The 24,572-nt window shown below is 41.6% G+C and carries 20 protein-coding genes and 1 tRNA gene; 11 read left to right on the top strand and 10 right to left on the bottom strand.

All coding sequences use genetic code 11. The features are described from left to right. Nucleotides 1-175: 175 nt before the first annotated feature. On the bottom strand, nucleotides 176-1,108 hold the full coding sequence (locus tag U9O96_05600) for a pantetheine-phosphate adenylyltransferase (protein MEA2054574.1): 933 nt from the start codon (nucleotides 1,106-1,108) through the stop codon (nucleotides 176-178). 107 nt (nucleotides 1,109-1,215) lie between these two features. Here U9O96_05600 and U9O96_05595 point away from each other — a divergent pair, with 107 nt between their 5' ends. Beyond that, the gene (locus tag U9O96_05595) at nucleotides 1,216-2,739 is read left to right on the top strand and encodes a metallophosphoesterase (protein ID MEA2054573.1); all 1,524 of its coding nucleotides are present in this window, start codon (nucleotides 1,216-1,218) and stop codon (nucleotides 2,737-2,739) included. 8 nt (nucleotides 2,740-2,747) lie between these two features. Here the strand turns inward: U9O96_05595 and U9O96_05590 are convergent, their stop codons facing one another. Further along, the gene (locus tag U9O96_05590; GenBank protein ID MEA2054572.1) at nucleotides 2,748-4,082 is read right to left on the bottom strand and encodes an RNase J family beta-CASP ribonuclease; all 1,335 of its coding nucleotides are present in this window, start codon (nucleotides 4,080-4,082) and stop codon (nucleotides 2,748-2,750) included. A gap of 130 nt (nucleotides 4,083-4,212) precedes the next feature. Between U9O96_05590 and U9O96_05585 the strand changes: the two genes are divergently transcribed. The 3 genes from U9O96_05585 (at nucleotide 4,213) to U9O96_05575 (ending at nucleotide 11,213) form a co-directional block, all read left to right on the top strand. Next, nucleotides 4,213-4,380 carry a CxxC-x17-CxxC domain-containing protein gene (locus U9O96_05585; protein ID MEA2054571.1) on the top strand — a complete coding sequence of 56 codons (168 nt, stop codon included), beginning with the start codon at nucleotides 4,213-4,215 and terminating at the stop codon, nucleotides 4,378-4,380. Between the two features lie 147 nt (nucleotides 4,381-4,527). Further along, complete coding sequence (locus U9O96_05580; GenBank protein ID MEA2054570.1) at nucleotides 4,528-10,008, top strand: PKD domain-containing protein; 5,481 nt, start codon at nucleotides 4,528-4,530, stop codon at nucleotides 10,006-10,008. Continuing rightward, complete coding sequence (locus tag U9O96_05575; protein ID MEA2054569.1) at nucleotides 10,005-11,213, top strand: HD domain-containing protein; 1,209 nt, start codon at nucleotides 10,005-10,007, stop codon at nucleotides 11,211-11,213. Before U9O96_05580 ends, U9O96_05575 begins: the two co-directional genes overlap by 4 nt. A 44-nt stretch (nucleotides 11,214-11,257) precedes the next feature. Here U9O96_05575 and U9O96_05570 read toward each other — a convergent pair whose 3' ends face one another. The 5 genes from U9O96_05570 to U9O96_05550 form a co-directional block, all read right to left on the bottom strand. Then, on the bottom strand, nucleotides 11,258-11,761 hold the full coding sequence (locus U9O96_05570) for a C-GCAxxG-C-C family protein (protein ID MEA2054568.1): 504 nt from the start codon (nucleotides 11,759-11,761) through the stop codon (nucleotides 11,258-11,260). 95 nt (nucleotides 11,762-11,856) lie between these two features. Beyond that, a tRNA-Gly gene (locus U9O96_05565) sits at nucleotides 11,857-11,929 on the bottom strand. A 76-nt stretch (nucleotides 11,930-12,005) separates the two neighbouring features. Further along, nucleotides 12,006-13,643, bottom strand: a complete 1,638-nt coding sequence (gene pheT, locus U9O96_05560; protein MEA2054567.1) for a phenylalanine--tRNA ligase subunit beta — start codon at nucleotides 13,641-13,643, stop codon at nucleotides 12,006-12,008. Between the two features lie 108 nt (nucleotides 13,644-13,751). Next, entirely contained in the window at nucleotides 13,752-14,429 is a 678-nt protein-coding gene (locus U9O96_05555) for a hypothetical protein (GenBank protein ID MEA2054566.1), read from the bottom strand. Between the two features lie 126 nt (nucleotides 14,430-14,555). Then, nucleotides 14,556-16,088 (bottom strand): glycosyl hydrolase, encoded by a 1,533-nt coding sequence (locus U9O96_05550; GenBank protein ID MEA2054565.1) that lies wholly within the window; start codon nucleotides 16,086-16,088, stop codon nucleotides 14,556-14,558. Nucleotides 16,089-16,231: 143 nt separating this feature from the next. Here U9O96_05550 and rpl7ae point away from each other — a divergent pair, with 143 nt between their 5' ends. From rpl7ae to U9O96_05525, 5 genes are all read left to right on the top strand, one after another. After that, entirely contained in the window at nucleotides 16,232-16,597 is a 366-nt protein-coding gene (gene rpl7ae, locus U9O96_05545) for a 50S ribosomal protein L7Ae (GenBank protein MEA2054564.1), read from the top strand. Nucleotides 16,598-16,599: 2 nt separating this feature from the next. Continuing rightward, complete coding sequence (locus U9O96_05540) at nucleotides 16,600-16,809, top strand: 30S ribosomal protein S28e (GenBank protein MEA2054563.1); 210 nt, start codon at nucleotides 16,600-16,602, stop codon at nucleotides 16,807-16,809. Nucleotide 16,810: 1 nt separating this feature from the next. Further along, nucleotides 16,811-16,990 (top strand): 50S ribosomal protein L24e, encoded by a 180-nt coding sequence (locus U9O96_05535; protein ID MEA2054562.1) that lies wholly within the window; start codon nucleotides 16,811-16,813, stop codon nucleotides 16,988-16,990. 1 nt (nucleotide 16,991) lies between these two features. Continuing rightward, nucleotides 16,992-17,444, top strand: coding sequence for a nucleoside-diphosphate kinase (ndk, locus tag U9O96_05530; protein MEA2054561.1), 453 nt, complete (start codon nucleotides 16,992-16,994; stop codon nucleotides 17,442-17,444). 600 nt (nucleotides 17,445-18,044) lie between these two features. Further along, the gene (locus U9O96_05525) at nucleotides 18,045-18,866 is read left to right on the top strand and encodes a Fic family protein (GenBank protein MEA2054560.1); all 822 of its coding nucleotides are present in this window, start codon (nucleotides 18,045-18,047) and stop codon (nucleotides 18,864-18,866) included. Between the two features lie 158 nt (nucleotides 18,867-19,024). Here the strand turns inward: U9O96_05525 and U9O96_05520 are convergent, their stop codons facing one another. The 3 genes from U9O96_05520 to U9O96_05510 all read right to left on the bottom strand — a co-directional run bounded on the left by U9O96_05520 (nucleotide 19,025) and on the right by U9O96_05510 (nucleotide 21,235). Further along, the gene (locus U9O96_05520; GenBank protein MEA2054559.1) at nucleotides 19,025-19,120 is read right to left on the bottom strand and encodes a YjbQ family protein; all 96 of its coding nucleotides are present in this window, start codon (nucleotides 19,118-19,120) and stop codon (nucleotides 19,025-19,027) included. A gap of 415 nt (nucleotides 19,121-19,535) precedes the next feature. Beyond that, a complete protein-coding gene (locus tag U9O96_05515; GenBank protein MEA2054558.1) occupies nucleotides 19,536-20,420 on the bottom strand; it encodes a ketopantoate reductase family protein in 885 nt (294 codons plus the stop codon). Between the two features lie 2 nt (nucleotides 20,421-20,422). Then, on the bottom strand, nucleotides 20,423-21,235 hold the full coding sequence (locus tag U9O96_05510) for a THUMP domain-containing protein (GenBank protein ID MEA2054557.1): 813 nt from the start codon (nucleotides 21,233-21,235) through the stop codon (nucleotides 20,423-20,425). An 88-nt stretch (nucleotides 21,236-21,323) separates the two neighbouring features. Between U9O96_05510 and U9O96_05505 the strand changes: the two genes are divergently transcribed. Both U9O96_05505 and U9O96_05500 read left to right on the top strand, forming a co-directional pair. Beyond that, nucleotides 21,324-23,093: a hypothetical protein gene (locus tag U9O96_05505; protein ID MEA2054556.1), complete on the top strand. Its 1,770-nt coding sequence runs from the start codon at nucleotides 21,324-21,326 to the stop codon at nucleotides 23,091-23,093. A gap of 158 nt (nucleotides 23,094-23,251) precedes the next feature. Beyond that, nucleotides 23,252-24,572: C25 family cysteine peptidase (locus U9O96_05500; protein MEA2054555.1), on the top strand; the 1,321-nt coding region annotated here is incomplete at its 3' end.

The following is a 24,572-nucleotide window of genomic DNA, read 5'->3' as shown; positions in this document are numbered from 1 at the left end:
TATTCTATCTTTCACCACATATGTGGTTTTTTCCTTATGGACATCCAGTCCAATGAAATATTTTGTTTTCATGTTTATCACCATTAGGTACGCAACACGAGTTATTCAAGAATTATCATGCCATCTTAAATCATCACTTTTGGTAGTACGTTCTGTCATTATGAGCACGTATCATTCACCATCCAATCCTGGGAAGTAACGCCATCTCTACAGCTTTTTCTATAATTTCTTCCCTGCTTATTTTTCCTTTGGAGAGATACCATATTGCCCCATTCTCTTTCTCTCCCTCATTTTTGAAGGGGATGATTTCTTTCATTTCTTTTTTCTTCAATTCATTCAAAATCCATTCAGGGCATTCGAATGCCGGGCTTTTTCCCCTAGTGATATAACCGGTTTTATCAATTATGGCACAATACTGCTCGACCATGCATATTCCATCTTCTTCTCTTATTCCCGATTCTATCCCGATGCCGTAATCTGCCATGGAGATGGCTTTTTTGGCTCGATGAATTGCACCTTTCATTATTTCTTCGTCGAAAGGCTGGGGCTTTGTTTTCAGTTCAATGCCTTCGAATCTTATTTCAAGATAGCCGAAAAATTTTTTGAATGCTTTTTTGGTAGCTGAGATCTTTGCGATATTCGAAGAGCTGATTTTTACAACGAGCGGCTTCATCCTCCTCCCATCCTTTATTTCCCTATTCTTTATTCTCGATGAGCTGATCGGAATACCGTCATCGGCCAACGTGAAAGGAATCTCTATTATTTTCAGCTCTCTCATATTTTTTTTCCTTCTCATCTCGTTTATCTCTTTTGCCCTTTTCAAAGTTTCCGGAGATACAATAATGGCATCGAAATCTCCATACGCTGCAGGTCCGTAAGGATCGTCAAGGGGCGTAATGCTGGCAGTTCTGCCAAATTTTTTTACAAAGAATTTTTCCAGATTTTTTTTTCTCTCATCATAACCTGTTACCGTTTTCCCCAACTTCTTTGCCATCTCATCTGTTGTAATACCTATCGTTATCTCTTTGCCCATTTCAAATGCTTTTTTTAACAGTGCTTCATGCCCTTCGTGAATTATGCCGAACGTACCGCCCAGACAAACTTTCATAAAATGATAATGATATAATTCTTTTTTATTCTTGTGCTGGCTTTGCTCCAAAAAGGTTAAAAAAAGAAAGGGGATATAAAAGCGATGAAAAAATAGCATTTTTTGTATTGGCAGTAACGTTTTTAATCGGCGTGTCTCCTTCAATTGGCAATGATTTGCATGCCACTTCGCCACAGCCATCCGAAACGTATATAACCCTCGAAAATGAGAGTGAGGGGGTAAGTGAAAGTTATGTAACTGGTTACCATGGAGATTCTGAAATAAAAATTATGTATCCCTTATCTGGAATGCCCGCAATAGTAACAAAAAGAGGGAATTTTACCATAACGGTGAAATTCAGCGAATCACAGGGGAAATGGAAATGCATTCTTTCAACGGCTTACGATATTGTATGGGAAGAAATTTCCCTTCGCGTAGGAGATGTAACTTATAATGGTACATCACATCTCTGGGAAATATTGGTGGAAGTTCCTTCAGATGCAGATGAAGACCTGTACAACATTACCGTCGTCGTAGAAACAGACGGAAAAATCTTCGAGGCAAGAGAGCCAAGAGCAGTATCGGTAGTAAAAGAGTTCAAGAATACTTTTTCTTTTGTTCATTTAACCGATTTTCACATAGGGGATCCGAGAGGAATGAAAGTCGACATAAACAAGACCGTTGGATGGAAGGCAGCTAAAAAGAGCATTAGAGAGATAAATCTTCTAAATCCCGATTTTGTTATTATAACAGGTGATTTGGTTTTCGGGCAACTTTATCCTTTTGAATACCCCATAGAATACAAAAAATGTTATGATATACTCCAGCTCTTCCAAGTACCCACATTTGTTTGTCTCGGGAATCACGACGGGTATATCCAGTTCGGGCAGGATGGGTTTAAATTCTGGCAACAACTTTTTGGCCCCCTTTATTATTCATTTGACTACGGCGATTATCATTTTACGTCGGTTAATTCCTACGATTGGCCTGCCAGGAGCAGAGTGGCATTTTCTTATCTTGCGTTCAACTGGGGAGGACACATCAGGGAAGAGGAGATGAGATGGATTGAACATGACCTGCAAAACTCCGTGAATGCAAAATTAAGGTTCGTGATGCTTCATCACAATCCACTCTGGGATACGAAAAATGACTCCCTTCTGAACAATGAGTATGAGGGAAGAGAAGAATTGCTCGGTCTCATTGAAAAATATGATGTTGATGCAGTATTCGCGGGGCACGTCCATTATGACAATGTAACTGTTAAGAATGGTACTATATATGTGACTACAACAACAGTTGCAAGCAGTCTGGGTGATGAAGATGCCTACTGGGGCTACCGCCTTATCAAAGTAAATGATGAAAAAGTAAATTCCTACAACTACAAAGAGCCAAAATATTCTATTCCATTATACAGGCTTAATTACACCTATTCCCGTAACGACGGTTCTGTCACCACTGTAACTGCAAACGTAGAAAACGATCTTGAGATGGATGTCGAGGCAAGATTGCATTTTTACGTTCCTGCAGGAGATTATCAGGTAGAAAATGGAGAAATCGTAAAAGAGAATTCAGCCGATGAAATCAAGAAAGTAGACGTAGACGCTTTTATATCCGCTATGAACTCAGTAGAAATTGTTATACGCCCGTTGTAGCCTATCAGTTACATCCTTTCTATCAAGACATTCTGTCCATTTTGGAGCAGGTGGACATCCTTTCCCAGGCTATAGCCCATCTCAGATGCAAGCATCGCCACAGATGCCAGCTTCTGCATATCTCCGTGGGCGGGAACAATTGTATTTGGCGAGATGATTTTTATCAAATCTCTCAAGTCTTCTCTAGAGGCATGCCCGGAAACGTGTATATCTTTGAATATTCTGGCCTTCCTATTATGAATCTTATGCTCTAAAATTTTTCTGTTTGCTTGGATGGTGGGGGTCGGAATGACTCCACAGGCAAATACAATAGAATCTTCTGGCATGATTTTGAAAGGTACCACCTCATTTGCCATCTTTGAAAGGGTTGCATTTGGTTCTCCCTGACCGCCTGTTGCCACTATTATGCAGTTTTCTCTTTCCATATGCAATTCTTTCAACCTCTTTTTTGCCATTAAAGCACTTTTTATCATCTCTACACTTCCAGAAAATTTCACGAAATCCAATTTCTCTGCCGCACTGACATAATCATGCAAAGATCTGCCTATGAAAACGATATCCCGTCCAAGAGATCTCCCCATATCAACAATGCTTTTTAATCTCGCAATGTGGGAAGAAAATGTCGTTACGATAATGCCGTGCCCTTCTGTTTCCATCCCAAGAAGAACATCCCGTAGCATTTCTCTCGCCACGGATTCTGAGAAGGTTTTGTTCTCTGCTTCGGCATTTGTGGAATCAATGATTAATGCGGTTGTTCCCCCATTTCCCAGTTCTCTGAGCCTAGTTTTGTTTGTCTTTTTTCCTACTACAGGATTATTATCAAATTTATAATCAAGTGCGTATAAGATATTCCCCTCAGAAAAGGAAATGTTGACCATTGAGGCCTGGATGATGGAGTGGGTTGTGTGAATAAACTCCACCTCGATATTCTTGGAAATTCTGTATGTAAAATTTGGATTAATTGCAACCAATTTATTTTTCAGCTCGGAAGATTTGTCTTTTTTCATACTCTTCAAGATTTCTGTTGTATATGGCGTTGAGAAAATCGGACAATTATAACGCGAGGCAATCCATGGTATGGCCCCTATGTGATCGAGATGGGCATGGCTTAAAATAATTGCTTTTACTTTCTTCCGCAGTGGGGAAATAACGCTATCATTTGGAATAGCATCTTCCTGGACAAGTTTTTGATAAGATAATTTGCCGGCGTTATCCTGTAAAGGAACATATCTGTCAAGATAAACTCCCATATCCAAAATAACGGCCTCCTTTCCAATTTCCAGGCAGGTCATATTTCTGCCCACTTCCTCGTATCCGCCGACTGCATGCAATACAATATTCATTTGCAAGGCTATAATAAGAGATACTATTTAACGTTTGATAAAAAATTGTAGCACATATGACAAAAAACCATCATTATGAATATGAGATTAGGATACTAAACCGCCCCATAGGGGGTAAAAAGGTTAGAAAATGTATAGGGAAAGAAAAGGCAGTAGCGGTTTTGGCAGGCCACCAAGAAAGATGTGCAAGGCAATTTGTGCCGATTGCGGTAAAGAATGTGAAGTACCGTTTGAGCCGAAAGAGGGAAAACCTGTCTACTGTAGGGAATGTTTCAGAAAGCGCAGCCCTAGATACTGAAGTTATCTGAAAAAGCAAATTCCTCTGCTTTTTGGGGTTTGGTACCCCACTATTATTTTAAATTAAGTAAGCGTAGAGAGTCGAAAGCTAATAAAAATAAAAAACTTTAAGTGTAAGTAGGGCATTTCTTGATATAAAGGTGTTTATATGAAAAAGAGAGGGGTCGGAATTACATTACTGGTAGTTATACTTTTCTTATTCTTGAGCGTCGGGAATTATAAAGGAATATGCAATGCTTTCCCCACCGGAAATATTCTTTTTGTGGACTCGACATGGGTTCCCGACGAAGAAAACAATAAATATAACTGTATTCAGGCCGCAATAAACAATGCCCACAACGGAGATATTGTTTATGTCTTCGATGGTACATACAATGAAAATCTTTTCATATACAAGAGCATACAGCTCATCGGGGAAAGCAATGTCATGCTTAACGGAATCGGAAACTCCAACGCCATATACATTATCACAAACGATGTCCTTGTAACAAATTTTACAATCACAAACGGAGCATTATCAGGCATACAGATAGACGGAAGTTTGGGGGGCTGTAATGCAATGGTAAAAAATTGCAGAATATCTGGGAATGGAAAACAGGGGATACTGCTTCATAATACCAACAGTAACAAATTAATTAACTGCTCCATTGAGAATAATCCTACAGGCATAAAAGGGGAGCATTCATATAACAATACTGTACTGAATTCGGAAATCTATGGCGGAGAGTGGGGCATAGTTTTTGATAATTGCAATAATTCTTCTGTCGAATACTCTTTACTTTATAACCACGAAAATAAAGCTGTCAATGTGAGCTGTTCTCACGATATTACCGTTCGCGGATGCAAGCTGCGCGAGAACTTTTGTGGCATCCGTTTGAGAAATTCTATTAGCATTTCCATAGAAGAATGCAATATTATTGAGAATATTGTCGGGTTGGCAATAGATGGGTCATCGGATAACACTATTACGAACTGTGATATTCTTGACAATAAAGGCTACGGTATATACATAAGCGATTTTGTTTTTCCTTCCCTAAACAATTTGATACACCACAACAATATTATAGGCAACGGGGAAAATGCTTACGACGAATGCGGCAATATATGGAATACAAGCATAGGCAATTACTGGGGTGATTACACCGGAACAGATGCTGACGGAGATGGAATGGGTGATGAAGCTTACCCCATATATGGGGGGAGTGAAGATGACCGTCCTCTCATCTATCAGATAACAACCCCTTCTTTGTTTGTGTGGGTGGACGACGATTATAATGTTGCAACTCCCGGATGGAAAATAGACCACTTTGATGATGTGCAAGAGGCAATAGACAATCTTAGTGAGGGAGGGAAATGTTATGTATATCCCGGAAGTTATAATGGATGCGCAATAGAGAAAGGCATCACGCTTATCGGAGAGCATGGTGCGGTAATAAATTCCGATAATGACGGCATCTTTATAAACGCAGACAATGTTGACGTGAGAGGTTTCTCAATATCCGCAAATAACAATGGAATAAAAATACAGAATTCCAATAATGCGAATATAATTGACTGCAATGCAGGGTATGGCATCTTTGGTCTCTACGCAGTCAATTCGTTCAACTGCAATATTGAAAACAGTAGTTTCTACGAAAATATCAAGGGTATATATCTCTTCAATTCCGCAGGATTGAAAATTTCTGGCAATGCCATCTACAACAATTCTTATTTTGGCATAGAAATAAGCCACGGCTCAACCAATAACCAGATAAGCGATTGCCATATAGAAAATAATGGTAACTATGGCACATACATTACTCAGAATTCAAATGGAAACATGATATACCATAACAATTTCATAAATAATACCGCTTACGACATATGCAGCAATGAATGGGGTTCTGCATACGATTATGTTCTTGGAAATTACTGGAGCGATTATGGAGGCGCAGACACAAATATGGACGGCATGGGAGATACTGCCTATTTGATAAACGGCGGGGAAATGGATGCATATCCACTTATTTGCCCAATCGAAAATCCACCATCTTTTGTATGGGTCAATCCTCTCTTTAGCGAATTATTCCCTGGTTGGGGCCTTGATCACTTCATTTCCATAAGCGAAGCAGTAGGAATAGTAAATGAAGGTGGTGACTGCTTCGTATTTCCTGGAACGTATAAAGAAAACATAATGATAAACAAAAAGCTTACCTTAAGCGGGGCACGCAAAAAGGATACAATAGTAGAGGGAAATGGTATGGCTGCCTTCACCGTTATGGGCAATGATGTGGAAATTCACGACTTCGGGATAAGGAACTGCTGGAATGATGTCGGATTGAGCATTCTTGGAAGCAATGCAGGGATTTTCGATTGTGATGTTTACGACAATTATTATGGCATTTATGTTCATGCCGTAAATGCGACTGTGGAGGACTGCATCATACGTGATAACTCCTTTACAGGTGTGACGGCTGATAGTATGCAGCATTCGGAAATAAAAAATTGTAGCATATATGGTAACAACAACGGAATGGTGTTTTCATATTCATTATATAACGTAATAAGAGATAACAATGTGAGCGGCAATTCCGTTCACGGGTTGAAACTTCAGGAGTTCTCCAATAATAATACGATATTATACAACAGTTTTGAGAACAACATATACGGACTATATGCAAATCAGTCATTGGACAACGACATATATCTCAACAACTTTTTGAATAATACCGTACACGCATACGACAGCGGTATGGACAACTGGGACAGTGGCAGTATCGGCAACTACTGGGACGACCAAGAGTTTGAGGATAACGATTTCAACGGCATAGGAGACAGCTCCTACAATATCCCGGGAGGTATAAATGTTGACCATTATCCCCTAATAAGAATGGTAGGATTGCCCGTTGCCTATTTCACCTACATTCCGTCAGGAGGGATCGATACATGGACGGAGATAAGTTTTGTTGACATGTCCGTGGATCTTGACGGAAATATAGTATCGTGGACATGGGATTTCGGAGACGGGAATACAACAATAATAAATGAAATAAATGAAAAAGCCAATAAATGGGCTCTCATATGTGTTTCTGCAAATGATTTACTGTATCCGAACTCAGATGGCTTTCCAGCACAAGGATTACAGGCATATTACACGCTAAAAGCGCATGGTTACCGAGATGATCATATCATATTCATGCTCTGGCATGATAATGATAATAATATTAGCATCTATGGCGGGCATAATGATTTATTAGGGCCACCTCCGCAAATAGGAGGACCAAATATTCCGCCACAAATAGACTATAGTCATGCATCTTCTTTACCCGAGGGGGTTAACAACTGGTATGAACTTCTTCATTATAAAATTAATGTACTCGCTTCTAGTGTTGGACCGAATGATGATATCCTAATTTATTTAGTAAATCATGGAAATTATAGCGATGAAACAAACAAAGCAGTGTTTTGCTTTGAAGATGGCAGCTCAGATTTGCCTGAAGATATCTTTGATAGTTGGGTAGATACTATAAACTGCAAAAGGTTAACCATTCTTGTTGATACTTGCTATAGCGGAGATTTTATAGATGCATCCAGTGATCCTGGATTTGATTCAGGAATAGATAATGAAACTAATAGAATACTTATTTCGGAATCTGGCCATTGTGCTGGTTGGTCTTATACTTCATCAACAGAAGATAATTGGGCTGGATCATTCTTTTTCCATCCATTTTTTGAGAAAATAGATGAAGGAAAATCGATAAGAGAAGCGTATGACTATGCCGTTTCATACATTCCAAGTGGGGAGATAAAAAATGTATCAGAACTGCAAGATTCCCAACTTATTGATAACATGGGTGACAGTAATGCATATACATTTTTACCGTCTGAAGGACAGAACCCTTATAAGATATTCCACTCATATTCAGATGATGGCATATACAACGTAACACTTGAGATAATCGATAACGATGGAAATAACGGAACAGTATCGCATGAAATACATGTTGCAAATGTTCCCCCTATAGCAAACTTCTCGTGGATTCCGCCAGATCCTACAGACATGGATACCGTACATTTCATAGACAATTCAGATGATCCTGACGGATTTGTTGTAAACTGGAGCTGGAACTTTGGGGACGGAAACATAAGCTACGGAGACAATACAACACACACATATGCAGGCAGTGATACATATATTGTAACGCTAACAGTAAAAGATGATGACGGGGATTCCAGTACCATACAAAAAGAGATATTTGTGGCAAATGACCCACCTGTTGCCAACTTCTCATATTCGCCACTAACCCCAAGTACTGCAGATATAATACATTTCAACGATACGTCGATAGATGCAGATGGCGTGGTAGTCAACTGGACATGGAACTTTGGCGATGGAAACATCAGCTATGTGCAAAATCCCGGTCATAGTTACGCTGACAATGGTACATATGCCGTAATTCTTATTGTTATAGATAACGATAATGGCATTGATTCAGTAACAAAACATATAAATATATCCAATGTGCCGCCGGTTGCGGGCTATTCATTCTCTCCGTCTTCACCTAAAGATGTCGATGTAATCCATTTCAGTGACGAATCTTACGATACCGACGGAAGCGTTGTTTTATGGTACTGGGAGTTTGGAGACGGGCAGACAAGCACGGCCCAGAATCCAATCCATACTTACTCCGATGACGGAACATATATGATAAACCTCACCGTGACAGATGATGATGGTGCCTCCGGTACAATTACATACAATGTTTTTGTAAGGAATGCCCCACCTATGGCAGATTTTTACTATGTCCCACCGTCGCCATATGACCTTGACAACGTTTCATTTTATGATTCCTCTGGTGATGCCGATGGCCATATCGTGAGTTATTCTTGGGAATTCGGAGATGGAAATACAAGCGATGAAAAGAATCCATTGCACATGTATACCAATAACGGGATTTACACAGTGAAATTGACCGTAACTGATGATGATGGTGCAAGTACTACTGTATCACACTCAATCCTTATAGCAAATTTGCCGCCAGTTGCAGATTTCAGTTATTCACCTGAGAACAATATAACTGATTTGGATGAAATACTATTCACCGATAATTCCAGCGATTCCGACGGCTCGATAGCCAATTACACATGGGACTTTGGCGATGGAAATTATAGCTATGAACAGAATCCAACTCACAAATATGCCGACAACGGCGTATATACTGTAACTCTTATGGTAACAGATAATGACGGCTCATCCATATCCATAGCAAAAGAGATGGAAGTTCTCAATGCAAAACCTATCGCAAAATTTTCATATAAGCCGGAAAAACCACAGGAAAGAAAGTATATATCATTCGAAGATTTATCGACTGATGCTGACGGCATAATCGTAAATGCAACATGGAACTTTGGAGACGGCTTTGTTCAGGAAGATGGCAAGCTTTTAAGCCACAAATATAATAAAAAGGGAGATTATATCGTAACATTGACTGTCACAGACGATGACGGGGAAAGCTCAAGCACTAGGACAACCATAACTGTAAAGGCAAAAGAAGAAACATCTGGCTTTGACTTCGTTATGCTGGTTGCAGCCGTTGGCATACTCTTCATAATGTGGAAATCCAAACGGGGGATATGGAGAAAGAGATGAATGGGGACAAAACAATAAGGGACTCGGTTCATGGAAATATAAGAATTGAGGGACTGTTTCTGGAATTGATGGGTCTGCCGGAGATGCAGCGTCTTCACGGCATCCGACAGCTCGGTTTTACATACCTTGTTTATCCCGGGGCAAATCATACACGCCTGGAGCATTCTCTCGGAACGTGTTATGTTGCAAGACGCATGGCGGACTCGCTTGGATTAAAAAAGATGGAAACGGATAGGGTGGCTGCGGCCGCCTTCCTCCATGACGTCGGGCACGGGCCTTTTTCCCATACACTGGAATATTTGATGCACGAAAGGGTGGGGAAAGACCATGTCGAGATTACCAGAGAGATGATTGCTGGCAGAAGGAGACTTGATGACAGCGAAGATGGAATGAAAATAAAGGATGTGCTCGGCAGATACGGCATCGATGCATGGGATATTGTGTCCATATTGTCAGGGGAGAAGGGCTATTTATCTGAAATTATTCATGGCCCGGTTGATGCAGACCAGGTGGATTACCTTCTCAGGGATGCTCATTATACGGGAGTTGCTTACGGGGTCATTGATTTTGACCGGCTCATGCAGACAATAAAAATTCACGATGGGCATGTAGTCGCTGAGAAAAAGGGGGTGAGCGCAATAGAAAGCATGCTTGTTGCCCGCTCGCTGATGTACTCTTCTGTCTATCTTCACAAGACCGTCCGTATAGCTGAATTGATGCTCGTTAGGGCAGTTGAAAGGGCGGAGCTATTCGATTTTTCCCAGATGACCGACGGGGAGCTGATGGAGCATATGAAAGGCATGGGAAAATTTCAGAGAGATATTGCACTCCGATTAAAATACAGGAGGCTATTTAAGAGAGCTTATACAATGACTCTTTCTGAACTGAAAAAGGAGGAAAAGGAATATCTGGCACACATAAAAGTCGGGAAAATTGAGGATGAGATTGCGGAAAAGGCAGGACTGGACGACGGCTATGTAATCGTAGATGTTCCAGGGAGAGACATACTGCTTTCCGAGCCCCGCCTCAGAAAAATGGACGTGAAAATTCTGGATAAGGGAGACGTAAAGCCTTTGAGCGAATATACCCCTCTTGCAAACGCACTTCAGATGAGGGGCATTACTGATTGGGGAATAATGGTTTGCTGCCCAGAAAAGGCAAGGGAAAAAGTTGCAAAAATTGCTGAAAAAGTGCTGTGGGGATAATTTGGTGCCATATAATCCGTCGCGCAAGCAAAGAACAAATGATATCACTTTTTAAGTTCATCTAAAATTATTTCAGCTGTCCATCTGGCTACATTTCCAGCCACGCTCGGACATTTATCCACATGAGCGCCTGCTTTCTCAAACTCTTTGTATTCCAGCGGGTCCAGTAGATTAAATGACCTGCCCATAATCCTTTTTTGGACATCCCGGCAGATTGGCGAGCCGTATTCATCAACGAAGCGGTCATACAATTTTTTTCCGTATTTAAACACGCGTCGTTTATTTTTGCCCTGCTTAAAATCATCGTACCCCCTTCCAAAAATAGAGCCTATGGCCAGCATCCCTCCCACCAAGGCACCACAGGTTCCTTCTGCAGACAGGGTGGTTCCTCCAGCCAACGCATCTGCTGATTTGATTGTATTTTCATCTCCCACATCAAGAGTCTCTTTGATAGCCGCCAAAACACATTGGGGACAGCTACCCAATTCTGATTCGTATTTAAATGCAAGATGATAGGCCTGTTCTATTAATTTTTCTTTTGGTTGCATTGGACCATCTCACCGCCTTAATGTCAACAGCCTTATATTAATGTTCTTTAAGCGGCAACCATCTGCAACATGACATAAAAGTCAGGCCGCCCATATGCGGGTGCCGGGATTTGAACCCGAGTAATAGCCTTGGCAAGGCTATGTGATACCAGACTACACTACACCCGCTTCACCGTGTAATACATTTTTTATCCAAATACTTTGCGGCTTTATAAAAATTTGTCATGCTGACACATCGTCTGCCCTATTTATTTTCAGAAATAGAAAGCAGCCTCTCAGCACTCAGTTCAAATGCTATAACGGGATACTCAAGATCAAAATTGGATATCACTGAAGGGTGTATCTCCCCAAAGTAACCTATCTCGCCATCTTTAGTTAATGATGCACATCTTCCCTCTATAAAAGCCCCGTGCCTTTTTTCTTGGACTTGCGCTTTCGCTCCCATGCTTCTCAATAACGCCTCAACGATGGACTTGCATTCGGTAAAACCTGTCTTGGCATCTATTTTAACTCCAGACACCATCATTTTGTTGAAGGGTATTCCGTCCAACATCTCAACCACGTCCCCGATTTCATACACCATCTGGGGCAGATCATTGTGCCTGTTTTTTGATAAAATCTCCATCAGGGAAGGCAGAAGTGAGACCCTCACGCATGAATGCTTGCTGGATATCGGGTTTTCTATACCGACAATTTCTCTGGGTTCGATATTCATTTTTTTAAACTGGTCTTCCTCGTTTGATAATGATATTGTTACAACTTCATTAAATTTCATTCCTATCATGGCTTCATGAATTTTTTCCCATGAAATACATTTTCCAAAGGTCATACTTCTGGGCAGCTGTGAAGAAAATTTATCATAACCATATCCAATAGCAATATCCTCCACTATGTCAACAGGGTGAAGGATGTCTACCCTCCACGGAGGTACTGCAACCTTTATGCTGTTACCCTCAAGTCGTGCGTCAAATCCCATTTTTTCAAGAGCGTCTACAGCATGCTTTTTAACATCAAATCCCAATATTTTTGTTGCATAACGCACATCAACTTCACTACTAGCGGGGCTAAAATCGGGGGTATTTCTGATTTTTTCATCAACAACTTCAACCATTTCAACCGTTCCGCCTCTCTCGGCCAATGCTGCGGTAATGATATTCAAAGCATTATCAACCGCCTTTTCCTCGGTTCCGGTGACATCTACAAAAAGATTTTCCGTGAAGAGGTCGACGGCGGTCAACTCTCCATTTATTATCGGCGGAAATGAAAGCACATTTCCATTTTTATCCAGTACTATAGGGTATGTGCTGTAATCCTTCAGAAGATGTGCATATTTTATCCCCTTGTCATGCCTCTGGAGTATTTCATCGAGATTCATTTCCCGTGATTCGCCGAGGGGTATGAATTCCACCTCGTCTGGCTTGACCGCCATATAGGCAAATGGGGGTGTAACGGCATCAAGGTTATGGAGTCCTATAGCCATCTTTTTTCTATCTTTTCCTATCGAGAAATGCAGTTTTTCCTGCAGTTCCATCATGGAAACGATGAAATTCTCATTCATCTTAACATTTCTTACCGCTGCAGCGGAAATAAGCGGTCTGACTTTTTTAATGCCCTCGTTCACTTTTAATGATATCGAAGGCTTCATCACGCCATATTTTTTCATTCCCTTTTCTATCCCAAGGAACGAACGCATCGCTCTTGCTATCCCTTCAACGCTCAATAAATCAGGCCTATCAGGAAAAAACTCTACGGAGATGCTTCCATCCTCAACCCTGTCTATCTCCGCCCCTATCATGGGTATCTTCTGCAGAAGTTCATCTCTCTCGATTTTCCTGCCCATGAGGGATATCAAATCATCATAGTCGAAAGTTATTACAGGCATCCCTGATAAATGCCGTTGCTCATATTTTATTTTGTCGATTGTTCACAGTTTGATTTGCAGCATTCCGCTGAAAAGGAGAAGAGGTTTTTGTGGTGGGGAATGCGATCTTCAGTATTGTATGATGTAATCCTCGCTGTCATCGGGGTCTGTTGCGTCGCTGAAGGATGCGAAAAGATGCTTGCCGAAAGGTATCAGTCCCAGTTTGGAGATTCTCTGTGCAGTGAAAACGTATGATTGCGTAATCACATCGCCGGGCTGGGGATTGCCTATACAGCTTTTATGTATTTTCCATGTGATGACTCCTGTTTCCAGATCGAAGTAGCCCGTATTGTAGGTATCGTTCCATGTATCTACAGGTCTCCGTCTTTCATGGTAAGCACAACTCCAATGTTCGAAAACCATCTGTGGGATAAGCACGCCATTGTGGAATGCCACATCGTAGTGCATATCGTCATAGTGCCAGTGTATGGCATATACAGTTCCTATTTTGTCTTCCAGGTCTGCAATCTTCATTGCCGCATAGAGATACTCCGGCTCATCAGGCACTTCATAGAACGATGCCCACAGCACATCTACGTAACCGAACCGCGTATCGCCTTCATCGTCGGTTATCTCCGGCTCATCATCTCCTCCGATGCATCCGGTGTTTAGTATGGTAACAGGAACATTGATTTCCTCGGTGGTTGTCACTTCTTCCATATTTATAGTTCTATCTTTCACTGCCGATATGGGCATTAAAAATATTGATGCTACCAGCAGACACAACATTGTTTTCTTTCCTATCATTTTTTTGCTCCATATTTTAAACAGGACAGTATTTATAAGTTTATCGGTACCGGTAGCAATCATGACAATAATTGAAAATATAAAAAGACGGGAAACTATCGCATGAATGAAATTTCAGGTGATAAATTAGCCGAATACCATTGACAATAAAATTAGTCCCATGATTCGGAAAAACGGATCGAGCAGAGATATGCGCAGCAGGAACGGAATGGACGCAACCTCCGGTCCCTCATCAGGCAGCGAAGTGGAGTTCGTAAGGCGGATGAATTGAACTGTGTTGCTCTCGATGGTCGTGGTTATGCTGCAGTTAGAGGATGAGAGCGTTTCATTCTCCGTTATTTCGAGATGATGGCTGTCATCAATGAGATAGTAGACGGCGGTGCATTCATTCCACGGAAGGTTTGCTATGTTGAGTGTGTATGAAACATCAGGCGCATCGTAGTTGCTTATGAGAACACTCACGTTTGTTTTATCCCCTGAAATGCCTGCAAGATATGATATGCCATCGGAAGTATTCATTGGAGGAGTAGAGAGGCGGATGGGACCGTCTCTCACGAGATAATGCATTGCAAGATATGTTAGGGCAGGCGTTTTGTAGGTGCCGTCGTATGCAAAGATGCTGAGGTCAAAACCGAGCAACTTCATTAGCAAGTTGTTGTCCTGTGTGCCACGATACCTGAAAGCATGGTCAATGCCAGCATCTTGAAATGCCGTGAGGACACAGGCGGTGAAGGCAGCATTTTTGGCGTTGTCGTTGTCCCGCTGGGGCGAAAGTATGTTTATATTCCATTCGGTGTTTATGTTCTCGCAGTCTGCGAGGCCGTAATCATCAAGCATTTTTCGGACTGTACGTGATGCCATGTACAGCTCGTCGGGACTGTCGGCATACATGTGCCACGAGAAAAAATCAAGAGGCAGCTCGTTTTCCGTTATGTAGTCCAGAAAGCCCGTGGTATAGTTGGCGTTGCCCACCGATGAGGTGCACGGCCCCCCGATTTTGAGTGATTCGTTGTATTCCTTGAGGATTTGGACTGCCGCTTTGTATAATTCATAGTACTGCTCTGCCGTTCCATTCCAGAAGCCATCAAGATCTGGTTCGTTCCATATCTCCCAGTAGGTGATATTGTAGTTGTAGCCGCTGTCCCATCCGTCGTTGTAATGCATGACGACATGCTTGCATATTTCTGCCCATTTGCTGAAGTTTTGCGGCGGCTGGCGGAGTGTTTCATTATCACTTGCGCTCTCTCCCAATCTGTAGAATATGCAGCACCCTGCATTTACGATGCCTGTGATGTAGTAATCGCTGCTGGTGAAATTGTAGCTTTCCTCTTTTTCGGGGTCTGCATTCCAGTCAGGAAAGATGGTACTTATGTCTGTTGGCCCGTAGAAATCATGGGTACGGATGAAATCAATTCCTACCTCTTTGTATTGCCCTGTGATGTCATTGCCTTTCACATAATGGATGGGGAGCGGTCCCGAGTTCAGCTCGGCGTATGGAACAATGGTGCCGTTGTCCGTACTGCAGTCGAGGTTGATGGCAAACTGTCCTGCAGAATTCGTACGAGAGGCGAAAAAAGATGGCGTTACAAGCGGTGCGCACAGCAAGGAGACAACAATCAAAAGAGTGGTATGGGTATAAAAACGGCTGTGATGCTTCATGATACATATATGGGCAATATCGTATATAATAATTTCAGTATATCTCGAAGTGCCAAAGTCCCAACCACCATGCTTATATATTCCATCCCTATTTCGATTTCTGCCTATGAATAATGATGGTAAAACCAGAAGGAGGCGATAAAATGCCAATGTATGTAAAATTTGAAATGCCGGAAGAATTGACAAGCAAGGTATATGAAGCAGTTGAAAAAGCGAGAGACACTGGAAAGATAAGAAAAGGCACTAACGAAGTGACCAAGCAGGCGGAGAGAAAGCAGGCAAAACTTGTTGTGATGGCTACTGACGTGAGCCCTGAGGAGATACTTGCCCATATACCCTTTTTATGCGAGGAGAAGGAAGTGCCATATGCCTACGTTCCTTCAAAGGATGATCTTGGGAGAGCTGCTGGACTGAAAGTTCCGACCGCCGCCATTGCCATAATTGATGAGGGCGAAGGAAAAAGCATTGTGGATGACGTAGCTAAAAAACTGCAGGAAATTAAGAGATAACCATGGCTGAGGAAAGTATCCCCGCGGAAGTTGTAGAAGTTATAGGCAAATCTGGTATGTGCGGAGAGGTGACACAAGTCAGGGTAAAGGTACTGGAAGGGAGCGAAAAAAACAGAGTTTTAACGAGAAATGTTATGGGCCCTGTCAGACTCGGGGATATTCTTATGTTGAGAGAAGCCGAAAGAGAAGCTAGAAAATTATCAGTGAAATAATATGGTAACAAAAAGAAAATGTACTTTCTGTGGAGAGGAAATAGAGCCTGGTACGGGTTCAATGTATGTAAAAAAAGATGGGACAGTGTACTATTTCTGTTCCAGTAAATGCAGAAAGAATTTTTTGAAGTTTGGGAGGGAGCCCAGGAGAGTGCGATGGACAAAGCGTTTCAGCAGGTAAAATGACGGAAAGAACTTTTGTGATGGTGAAGCCAGATGGAGTGCAGCGAAGGCTTGCAGGAAAAATTATTGAAAGATTTGAGGGAGCAGGACTAAAAATTGCTGCAATCAAGTTCATGTCGGTATCAAAAGAACTGGCAGAAAAGCATTATGCCATACATAAGGGCAAGCCTTTTTATGACGGGCTAATAGAATACATAACCTCGGGCCCTGTCCTGGCAATGGTTTTGGAGGGAAATAATGTCATTGGAAGAGTAAGAGCTATGGTAGGCTCCACCAATCCAGACGAGGCAATGCCAGGCACAATACGGGGCGACTATGCCCAGGAAATAGGAAGGAACATTGTCCATGCAAGCGATTCCGAAGAAATGGCAAAGCACGAAATAGCCCTATGGTTTAGCCCTCAAGAAATTATTTCTTATAAAATGACGGATGAAGACTGGCTTTTTGAGTGATTTTTAAATTTTATTAATAAAATTTTCAAATGGTGTCCTAAGTGTGCCCTCGGTGGAATCTTGAGTAAGACATTTACTTCTCACCTCTTTAAAATAACCTTGGAATATGGATTTCTTTGTATTATCATTTCTCATTAATTTTCCTCTTGTAAGATGAATGAACTATGTGCTTATAAAATTTATACTGTGCAAAATTTGGAGTCTAATTCATTCCCTAAACATTCTGACATTCAAGGTATGAGGAGATGACCTCCTTTGTACGGTCAATAAGTTCGTCGACGGACTTTGCCTGTGTATGGCATCCGGGCAGCTCGATAACTTCTGAAACATAGTACCCGTCCTCTCCTTGCTTTATAATCACCTTTCTTATTAGGTTATGGCACCATATAAATGTTCCTTCATGTGTCGTGCAGTTTCAGTCATTCCTGTCGCTCTCCCTTTCTTATACAGATGCCTGCCGGTGCGAGGACATTGTTTTACCCCTACATTTTATTAAAAATAGTAAAATTTATAAATTTGTAGGGGTAATAAGGGTATGGTTTCGCTAAAGAAAAAAACATTGGCGGCAATTCATATTATTACCTCGAGCACAGTTACAGGGTGGGCAGTGAAGTTCGAAAGAAGGAAAAATATATTGGAAAGGAAATACCCGGCAATATTGAGGGGATGAAAGAAAAATTTTTCATCGAAATCTGTGAAGAACGGTGGTATCCCTATTTCGACAAAATAAAGAGAGGCTATACAAACGAGCAAAAAACGAAGCCACCTTCCCTGAGGGAAAAGGATACCGGACAATTTGCCATTCGTTTTACCTACCACACCAACAAAATAGAGGGTTCAACACTCACCCTCAGGGAAACGGCAGACCTGCTTGAAAAGGGCATCACACCCTCGAGAAGGCCTGTGGAGGATGTGCGCGAAACAGAAGCCCATAAAGAGATTTTCTGTGACATGCTTGCACACGGCGGCGATATCTCCCTGAAGCTTGTACTTCAGTGGCACAAAAAACTGTTTCAGTACACAAAGCATGACGTTGCAGGCATGACACGAAAACACAGCATCGGGATATCGGGAAGCTCCTTTGAACCGCCCACGCCTATAGAACTGGACAACCTTATTCGGAATTTTTTTGCATGGTACCGCAAAAATAAAGGCGGATTTCATCCTGTTCATCTTGCAGCATTTGTTCATCTCAAATTTGTTACCATTCATCCATTTGCTGACGGAAATGGACGCATTTTACGACTATTCGCAAATTTTGTTCTCAAAAAGCACGGCTATCCGATGCTCATTATAGATTATGCACATCGTACAGGCTATTACAATGCCCTCGAGCGCAGTCAGATAAATGGAGATGAAACAATATTTGCAACATGGTTCTTCAGGCGGTACATCAATGAATACAGGAAATACATAAAATGATTATCCCTACATTTTTACATTTTCTACTGATTTTTCAATTTTGTAGGGGTAAATAAATTGGGCTAACGGCAGGTTGTTTATCACTCTCTTTTCCCGATGATTTCCACATACTCCTTTCTTGTTCTTGGTCCGTCTCCTTCAAAGAAGAAAATATGCCGCTATGTGCCTAACAGCAATTTACCATTTTCTATGAGCACGGTCTGGCCACAGCCTATGATGCTTGACTTAATGTGAGCATCGCTGTTGCCTTCCATATGGTGATAAGGTCATGCTTTACACAGGGTATGCCCCTTCGTTTATTGTAATGGCAGTGGTGGTGTGGGGCACGTAGAGGATGACGTAGCCATTCTCCACTGCCCGGTTATGTCAATGAGTTCGTTCCTGCTCACGGAACGTATAGATATACAGTTCATACAACATATGGGGCAAAACCTCAAAAAGGTTGCCCTTCCATAACATTTTTAACTGCTGTCCCATTATTTTAATGCTCCATAAGAAGGCCCTTATGATAAGTGATTAGGGGTGCAAGTGTGGAGCGACATTATCTGTATCTTTGGGTCCCTTTGGGACGCAAGAATGACCACAAGGCCAACCCGGATACCGTAAATCTGCCGTGATATCGGTTTCACTGCTGCTTAGAAAAACCGATGCCCTATGGGGCAACAGCGGCTACTTTTCCATCGCTTTTATGATGGCAACAAGTGTTGAATTTATCGGCGTTTCAATTCCATTTTTTTTGCCAATCCTTGCAATTTCGCCATTTATGTAGTCTATCTCCGTTCTTTTATTTCTAATGGCTGATTGGAGCATTGAAGAATGATTTTCTCTGGTTAGATACGCAACTTCTTTTACTTTTTTAATAACATCGTTTCCTACATCTATGCCGGCACTTTTTGAAACCATGGTTGCTTCCTTGCAGATATCTTCCATCAGTTTTTTAGTGTGCGTGGTTTCAAGGAGATATCCATTCTTACATCTCAAAATGGCTGTAAGGGGGTTGATGGCAGCATTGACAATCGCTTTACGCCATATTTCTTTGCGTATGTCCTCGCTTATTTTCGTTTCTATTCTGCATTCACTTAACATATTTGCAAATTTTTTTATTCTCTCGCTAATCGAACCGTCCATCTCCCCTATTATTGTTTCTCCCACCCCTGTATGACATACCTCCCCCGGCGATATATATCTCACCCCATGGGTCGTAATGCCACCTATCGCTCTTTTTTCACCCGAGATTTCCATGACTATTTCTTCATTTTTTATTCCGTTCTGCAGCGACAGTATGGGCGCAGAACATATATTCGCAATTTTTTTCACTGCTTTCTCCGTATCATAAGCTTTTACAGCCAATATGACTATGTCAATCTCGTTGCCCTCCTTCATGGTAACAGTTGCGTCCGGGTAAGCAATAAAATTTGTCTTTCCAGATATTTTCAATCCATTTTTCTTTATCGCATGAACATGGTCTCTCCTTCCAATTAACAAAACATCATGTTTTCTGGACAGCATGCCGCCAATGAACGAACCAAGAGCCCCTGCTCCAAAGACAACTATTCTTATTTTTTCACCTCATAAAATCCTAGTAAGGGGTAAAAGACGGGTAGTTTTCTTTTTTCAAATGATTCTTCACCAGTTATTATTGCCTTTGCCCCTTTTTTGATGGCAAGGCTTTCTGCAAATGCGTAGATATTCTCTTCATGAACATGGGTATTCACATCCCTCCACATGCATTTTTCCTTTATTTTATCTTTCATTTTTTTATTGCACACAAATTCGACGGTACAGCCTCGCCTCATCATCAGCCATGATGCAAGCATATCTTTCTCATCTTTTACAAGTCCTATTGCCTTTCCCTGACTCTCATATGGCATACCTCCTGTCCCCTCAATTTTTTTGGAGAAAATAAAAGCTTTTTCATCCCTCACTTCTATGAATATTTCCTTATCGGGATTTTTTAAATTGACAGGGGCGTGTGTTGCATCCACCACGGCCTGCCCGGCTCGTGCGGCCACATTCTGGCTGGTAAAATCATGGTTTCCTGTTCTTCTTGCACGGATGGCAAACGATTCATTTTTATTGATCGTTTTTGCATAATCTGCAACAGCCCTGGATATGCTTTCTAGATTCGCTTCTGTTTCCGCCGCGGGTGAAAATGACGTTATACCAAAAACGTTTTTGAGGGGTTTGACCGCCTGCTCAAAATCGTCAACTTCAACAAAAATTCTGCCCCATGTTTTTTTTATTTTATGCTTTATCCCATAATGAGAAAGAGCTTTTTTTATGTCGGCAATCAGCAAATCCTCAAATTGCTTTCTTACATGCTCGCTTTTGAGCCCTATCTCGCCATACCTTACCAATACAAGGGTCACATTTCATAATCGGCGTAATGCCCTAAAAAGTTTCCTGTGATAGCCAGACAATGCATTAACCTTTTATTAGCGAATTCTATTAATACATATGAAACGCTTGCTGGGTTTGCTGGCGGCTCTTTCCATCCTAATTTTGATTGCCCAGGGGGCCGTGGCATGCAAGGACATCATTGCAATTGGGGATGCCACTGCTGGCGATTACAACCTCCTTCTCAAGGTCCGCGATCCGTCCAGACCCGGGTTGCAGGTACTTTTCATGGTTAACAAAAGTTACGGCTATGATTATCATACCCCATGGACCGGCAGGGACATACACTTTATAACACAGCATAAGTTCATAGGGGTTGCTACAAAAGGCGATGTGCCCCCGGATATTATAAAGGCGGGGATGGCACTCAGCGATGCGGGCATAGCGTACGGAGATGCCGATGTACCTTCTTACTGGATAAATCCGACACGAAACGCATGGGATGATTTTGACTGGATAAGATATGCATGCCAGAGCGCAAGCAGCGAAAAAGAAGCCAGAGACCTTCTCATTGAAACAGTGACCATGCATGCCCCGGGCGTGGCAGAAAATTTGTTTGTTGTCGGCCCCGAAGAAGCGTTTGTTATGGAAGCTAACGCCTTTAACTATGCCATTACAGAAGTTCACGATATTGCTGCCATGTCAAATTATCCTAAAGAGTTATGGGAAAAAAATTTTTTGAAAAAAGCATTCATCGCAAGCTCATTTGACAAAACATTTGAAGGGAACGTGAGAAAAGGAAGATCTGTGCACCTTGGTTCATTGCTCGGGATAAAAGTTGTGGGTGTGGGAGAGGATAGTGCGGTGGTAAGGCAAGTTCCGTTCGGAGAAAGAATGGAAATAAAAAAGGGAGGAGGCAAGGTAGTCGGATTTTTCAGGGTCAATGTGCTCGACTGCAGCAGAAAAACGGCAAAGCTGCAGGTATGTTATGAATATTTTACATGGGAAAATGAGATGATGGATAGGATACGATCAAAATATGGCTCGATTACCCCGAAGGACATGATGAATTGGTCTCGTTTGCATAGCGATGATATGAGAGGAATGTGTGAGGGTAAGGAAAAAGCGGCCGCGGTTTTTAAAATTCCATATAACAGGTTTGACATCCTGAGTATGGGATGGTTTGCACCCGACCAGTGCTCATCCATTTTCATCCCGGTTCACATATCCGATACAAACATAATCCGGGCATATAAGAACGGAGAAGCATCAGATATAGCATTAAAGTTGCTCAGCAAATTCGGCCATGGAAATATTACCGGCGATTGCAACAGAGTCGAGGATGTATTTATAACGGAAAACGACAGGGTGGAGGAGCTGACCAGACTCATACCGGAAGATGCTGGCAAAATACTTACTGCATCGGATACCGGAATGCAACAACAGGCAATTCTAATGCAAAAAATTTTTTTGGTAGCCAATGACAATGAAGGAAGGCTTGTAACCAGCGCATGGAACAGCAGTTACCGTATAACCCTTCAAAATATGAGAGATATTATAAAAAAAATAGGAAATAACGATATAAAGAGCGAATTTGCCTCTGTGGCATTGAGTATAGCGGAGAGAAGGGCCGAAATGGCAAAAATTGCCAAAAATGATAATAAAGCTATGAAAGAATATGAAAAAGGAAGCGAACTAATTACAAAGGGGAGATATGGTGAGGGATTGAAATACTTGGTAAAATCATATGACAGTGCCGATTCTGCCCTTTTTGGAACTAATGTGGCAGAAATAACAATGGAGGAAAAAAGGAACGATTATACTGCTATTGCATTCGGAATCATAATTGCCGGGGTGCTGCTCTTCTTTTTGATCAGAAAAAGGTTGTAAAATTTTATTTGATATTGCCTGCCTCTCGCGCTTTTGCGGATATATAACTTCTGTCGTTAAAGCCGTGTTTTTTCCGGAATCTGCAAAACCCTTTATCATTCTACTTGTTGCTAAATAAAGCTTTTATATACAAAAGACGATATATTTCAGTAGATAATATGAAAAAAATTATATCAATAATATCGGTATGTGTGATAATTTTTGGAGGGGTGAGCGGGGTTGCCATGAACGCTGATATGGATACTCTGGATGCAGAAACTACATCTAAGAGCATGACCATCGATTTTACGATACCAACACTTGTTGAAGGCGATAATAGTTATGTACAACTCTTTTTTGACGAGGAGGGCTTGTATATAATGAACCCCGGTCAACCGATGCTCCCGCGGGTATTAAATACGGTCGAACTTCCCTTTGGCGTTAGAAATGTCAGGGTTGAGGTTGCACCAAAAAGAATTCAAGAGATGACAATTTCAGATGAGATAATGCCTTCACCGGCGCCAGCGCCCCTTTCACCGATGAAAGGATATATCGTTCCCCCAAGGAAAGATGGGGCAATATATAGAAGCTCCAATCCTTTTCCCTCTTCTTGGTACAGCTATAATGTTGGTTGTGGACTAAACGCTGATGGCAAACATGTCACTTTTGTTATTGTCAATATCTACCCTATCCGATATGCACCTGCAATAGGAAAAATTTATATTGCTGGCAGCGCCGACATAACAGTCACTTTTGACAATCCGGAAAAGGCTATATTGCCGAAAACGAGTGAATATGACCTCGTAATTATTTCCCCTTCAACCTTTTCATCAATTCTTCAGAAGCTTGTTGACCACAAAAACAATCATAATGTAAAAACCTTCATTAAAACAACAGAGGAAATTTATAGGGAGTATGCGGGAGCTGATAAGCCGGAACAGGTAAAATATTTCATCAAAGATGCTGTTGAAACGTGGGGCATCAAGCATGTATTGCTTGTCGGTGGTTTAAAATCACTCATCTATGCGAAACCACGGGATCATGTCAATTATGGGGCAGAAGGATGGCATATCCCGGTGCGATATTCAAACCTTATTTCGGGCGAACCCGGGTACCTGTGCGACCTTTATTATGCAGACATCTATAAAGAAGGTGGTGAGTTTGATAACTGGGATTCCAATGGAAATGGAATTTTTGCGGAATGGACAAACGAATATGGACCACCGGAAGATATTTTGGATTTGTACCCAGATGTAGCCGTTGGCAGACTAGCCTGCAGAAATGCACAGGAAGTTGAGGATGCCATAAATAAAATCATATATTACGAAAGCTCAACGCATGGTTCTGAATGGTTTAACAAAATTATTGCAATATCTGGAGATGGGTTCCTCGATCAACAGGATCTGGATTTCCAATGGGATACCAACAGTCTACCTAATGGGGAATACACCATTTATGCACAAAGCACAAATGATGAGGATGAATCAGGACCAATAGACG

This window comes from Candidatus Thermoplasmatota archaeon, assembly GCA_034660695.1.
Classification (GTDB): domain Archaea; phylum Thermoplasmatota; class E2; order UBA202; family DSCA01; genus JAYEJS01.
The sequence above is the reverse complement of the archived record's forward strand: the minus strand, read 5'-3'. Positions and strand labels throughout refer to the sequence as shown.

Excerpts from the sequence above, each read along its gene's own strand:
- U9O96_05570 (MEA2054568.1), bottom strand. The coding sequence starts at position 11,761 with ATGCAACCAAAAGAAAAATTAATAGAACAGGCCTATCATCTTGCATTT.
- pheT (MEA2054567.1), bottom strand. The coding sequence starts at position 13,643 with ATGCCTGTAATAACTTTCGACTATGATGATTTGATATCCCTCATGGGC.
- rpl7ae (MEA2054564.1), top strand. The coding sequence starts at position 16,232 with ATGCCAATGTATGTAAAATTTGAAATGCCGGAAGAATTGACAAGCAAG.
- U9O96_05585 (MEA2054571.1), top strand. The coding sequence starts at position 4,213 with ATGTATAGGGAAAGAAAAGGCAGTAGCGGTTTTGGCAGGCCACCAAGA.
- U9O96_05550 (MEA2054565.1), bottom strand. The coding sequence starts at position 16,088 with ATGAAGCATCACAGCCGTTTTTATACCCATACCACTCTTTTGATTGTT.
- U9O96_05555 (MEA2054566.1), bottom strand. The coding sequence starts at position 14,429 with ATGATAGGAAAGAAAACAATGTTGTGTCTGCTGGTAGCATCAATATTT.
- U9O96_05535 (MEA2054562.1), top strand. The coding sequence starts at position 16,811 with ATGGTAACAAAAAGAAAATGTACTTTCTGTGGAGAGGAAATAGAGCCT.
- U9O96_05575 (MEA2054569.1), top strand. The coding sequence starts at position 10,005 with ATGAATGGGGACAAAACAATAAGGGACTCGGTTCATGGAAATATAAGA.
- U9O96_05580 (MEA2054570.1), top strand. The coding sequence starts at position 4,528 with ATGAAAAAGAGAGGGGTCGGAATTACATTACTGGTAGTTATACTTTTC.
- U9O96_05590 (MEA2054572.1), bottom strand. The coding sequence starts at position 4,082 with ATGAATATTGTATTGCATGCAGTCGGCGGATACGAGGAAGTGGGCAGA.
- U9O96_05540 (MEA2054563.1), top strand. The coding sequence starts at position 16,600 with ATGGCTGAGGAAAGTATCCCCGCGGAAGTTGTAGAAGTTATAGGCAAA.
- U9O96_05505 (MEA2054556.1), top strand. The coding sequence starts at position 21,324 with ATGAAACGCTTGCTGGGTTTGCTGGCGGCTCTTTCCATCCTAATTTTG.
- U9O96_05520 (MEA2054559.1), bottom strand. The coding sequence starts at position 19,120 with ATGGAAGGCAACAGCGATGCTCACATTAAGTCAAGCATCATAGGCTGT.
- U9O96_05600 (MEA2054574.1), bottom strand. The coding sequence starts at position 1,108 with ATGAAAGTTTGTCTGGGCGGTACGTTCGGCATAATTCACGAAGGGCAT.
- ndk (MEA2054561.1), top strand. The coding sequence starts at position 16,992 with ATGACGGAAAGAACTTTTGTGATGGTGAAGCCAGATGGAGTGCAGCGA.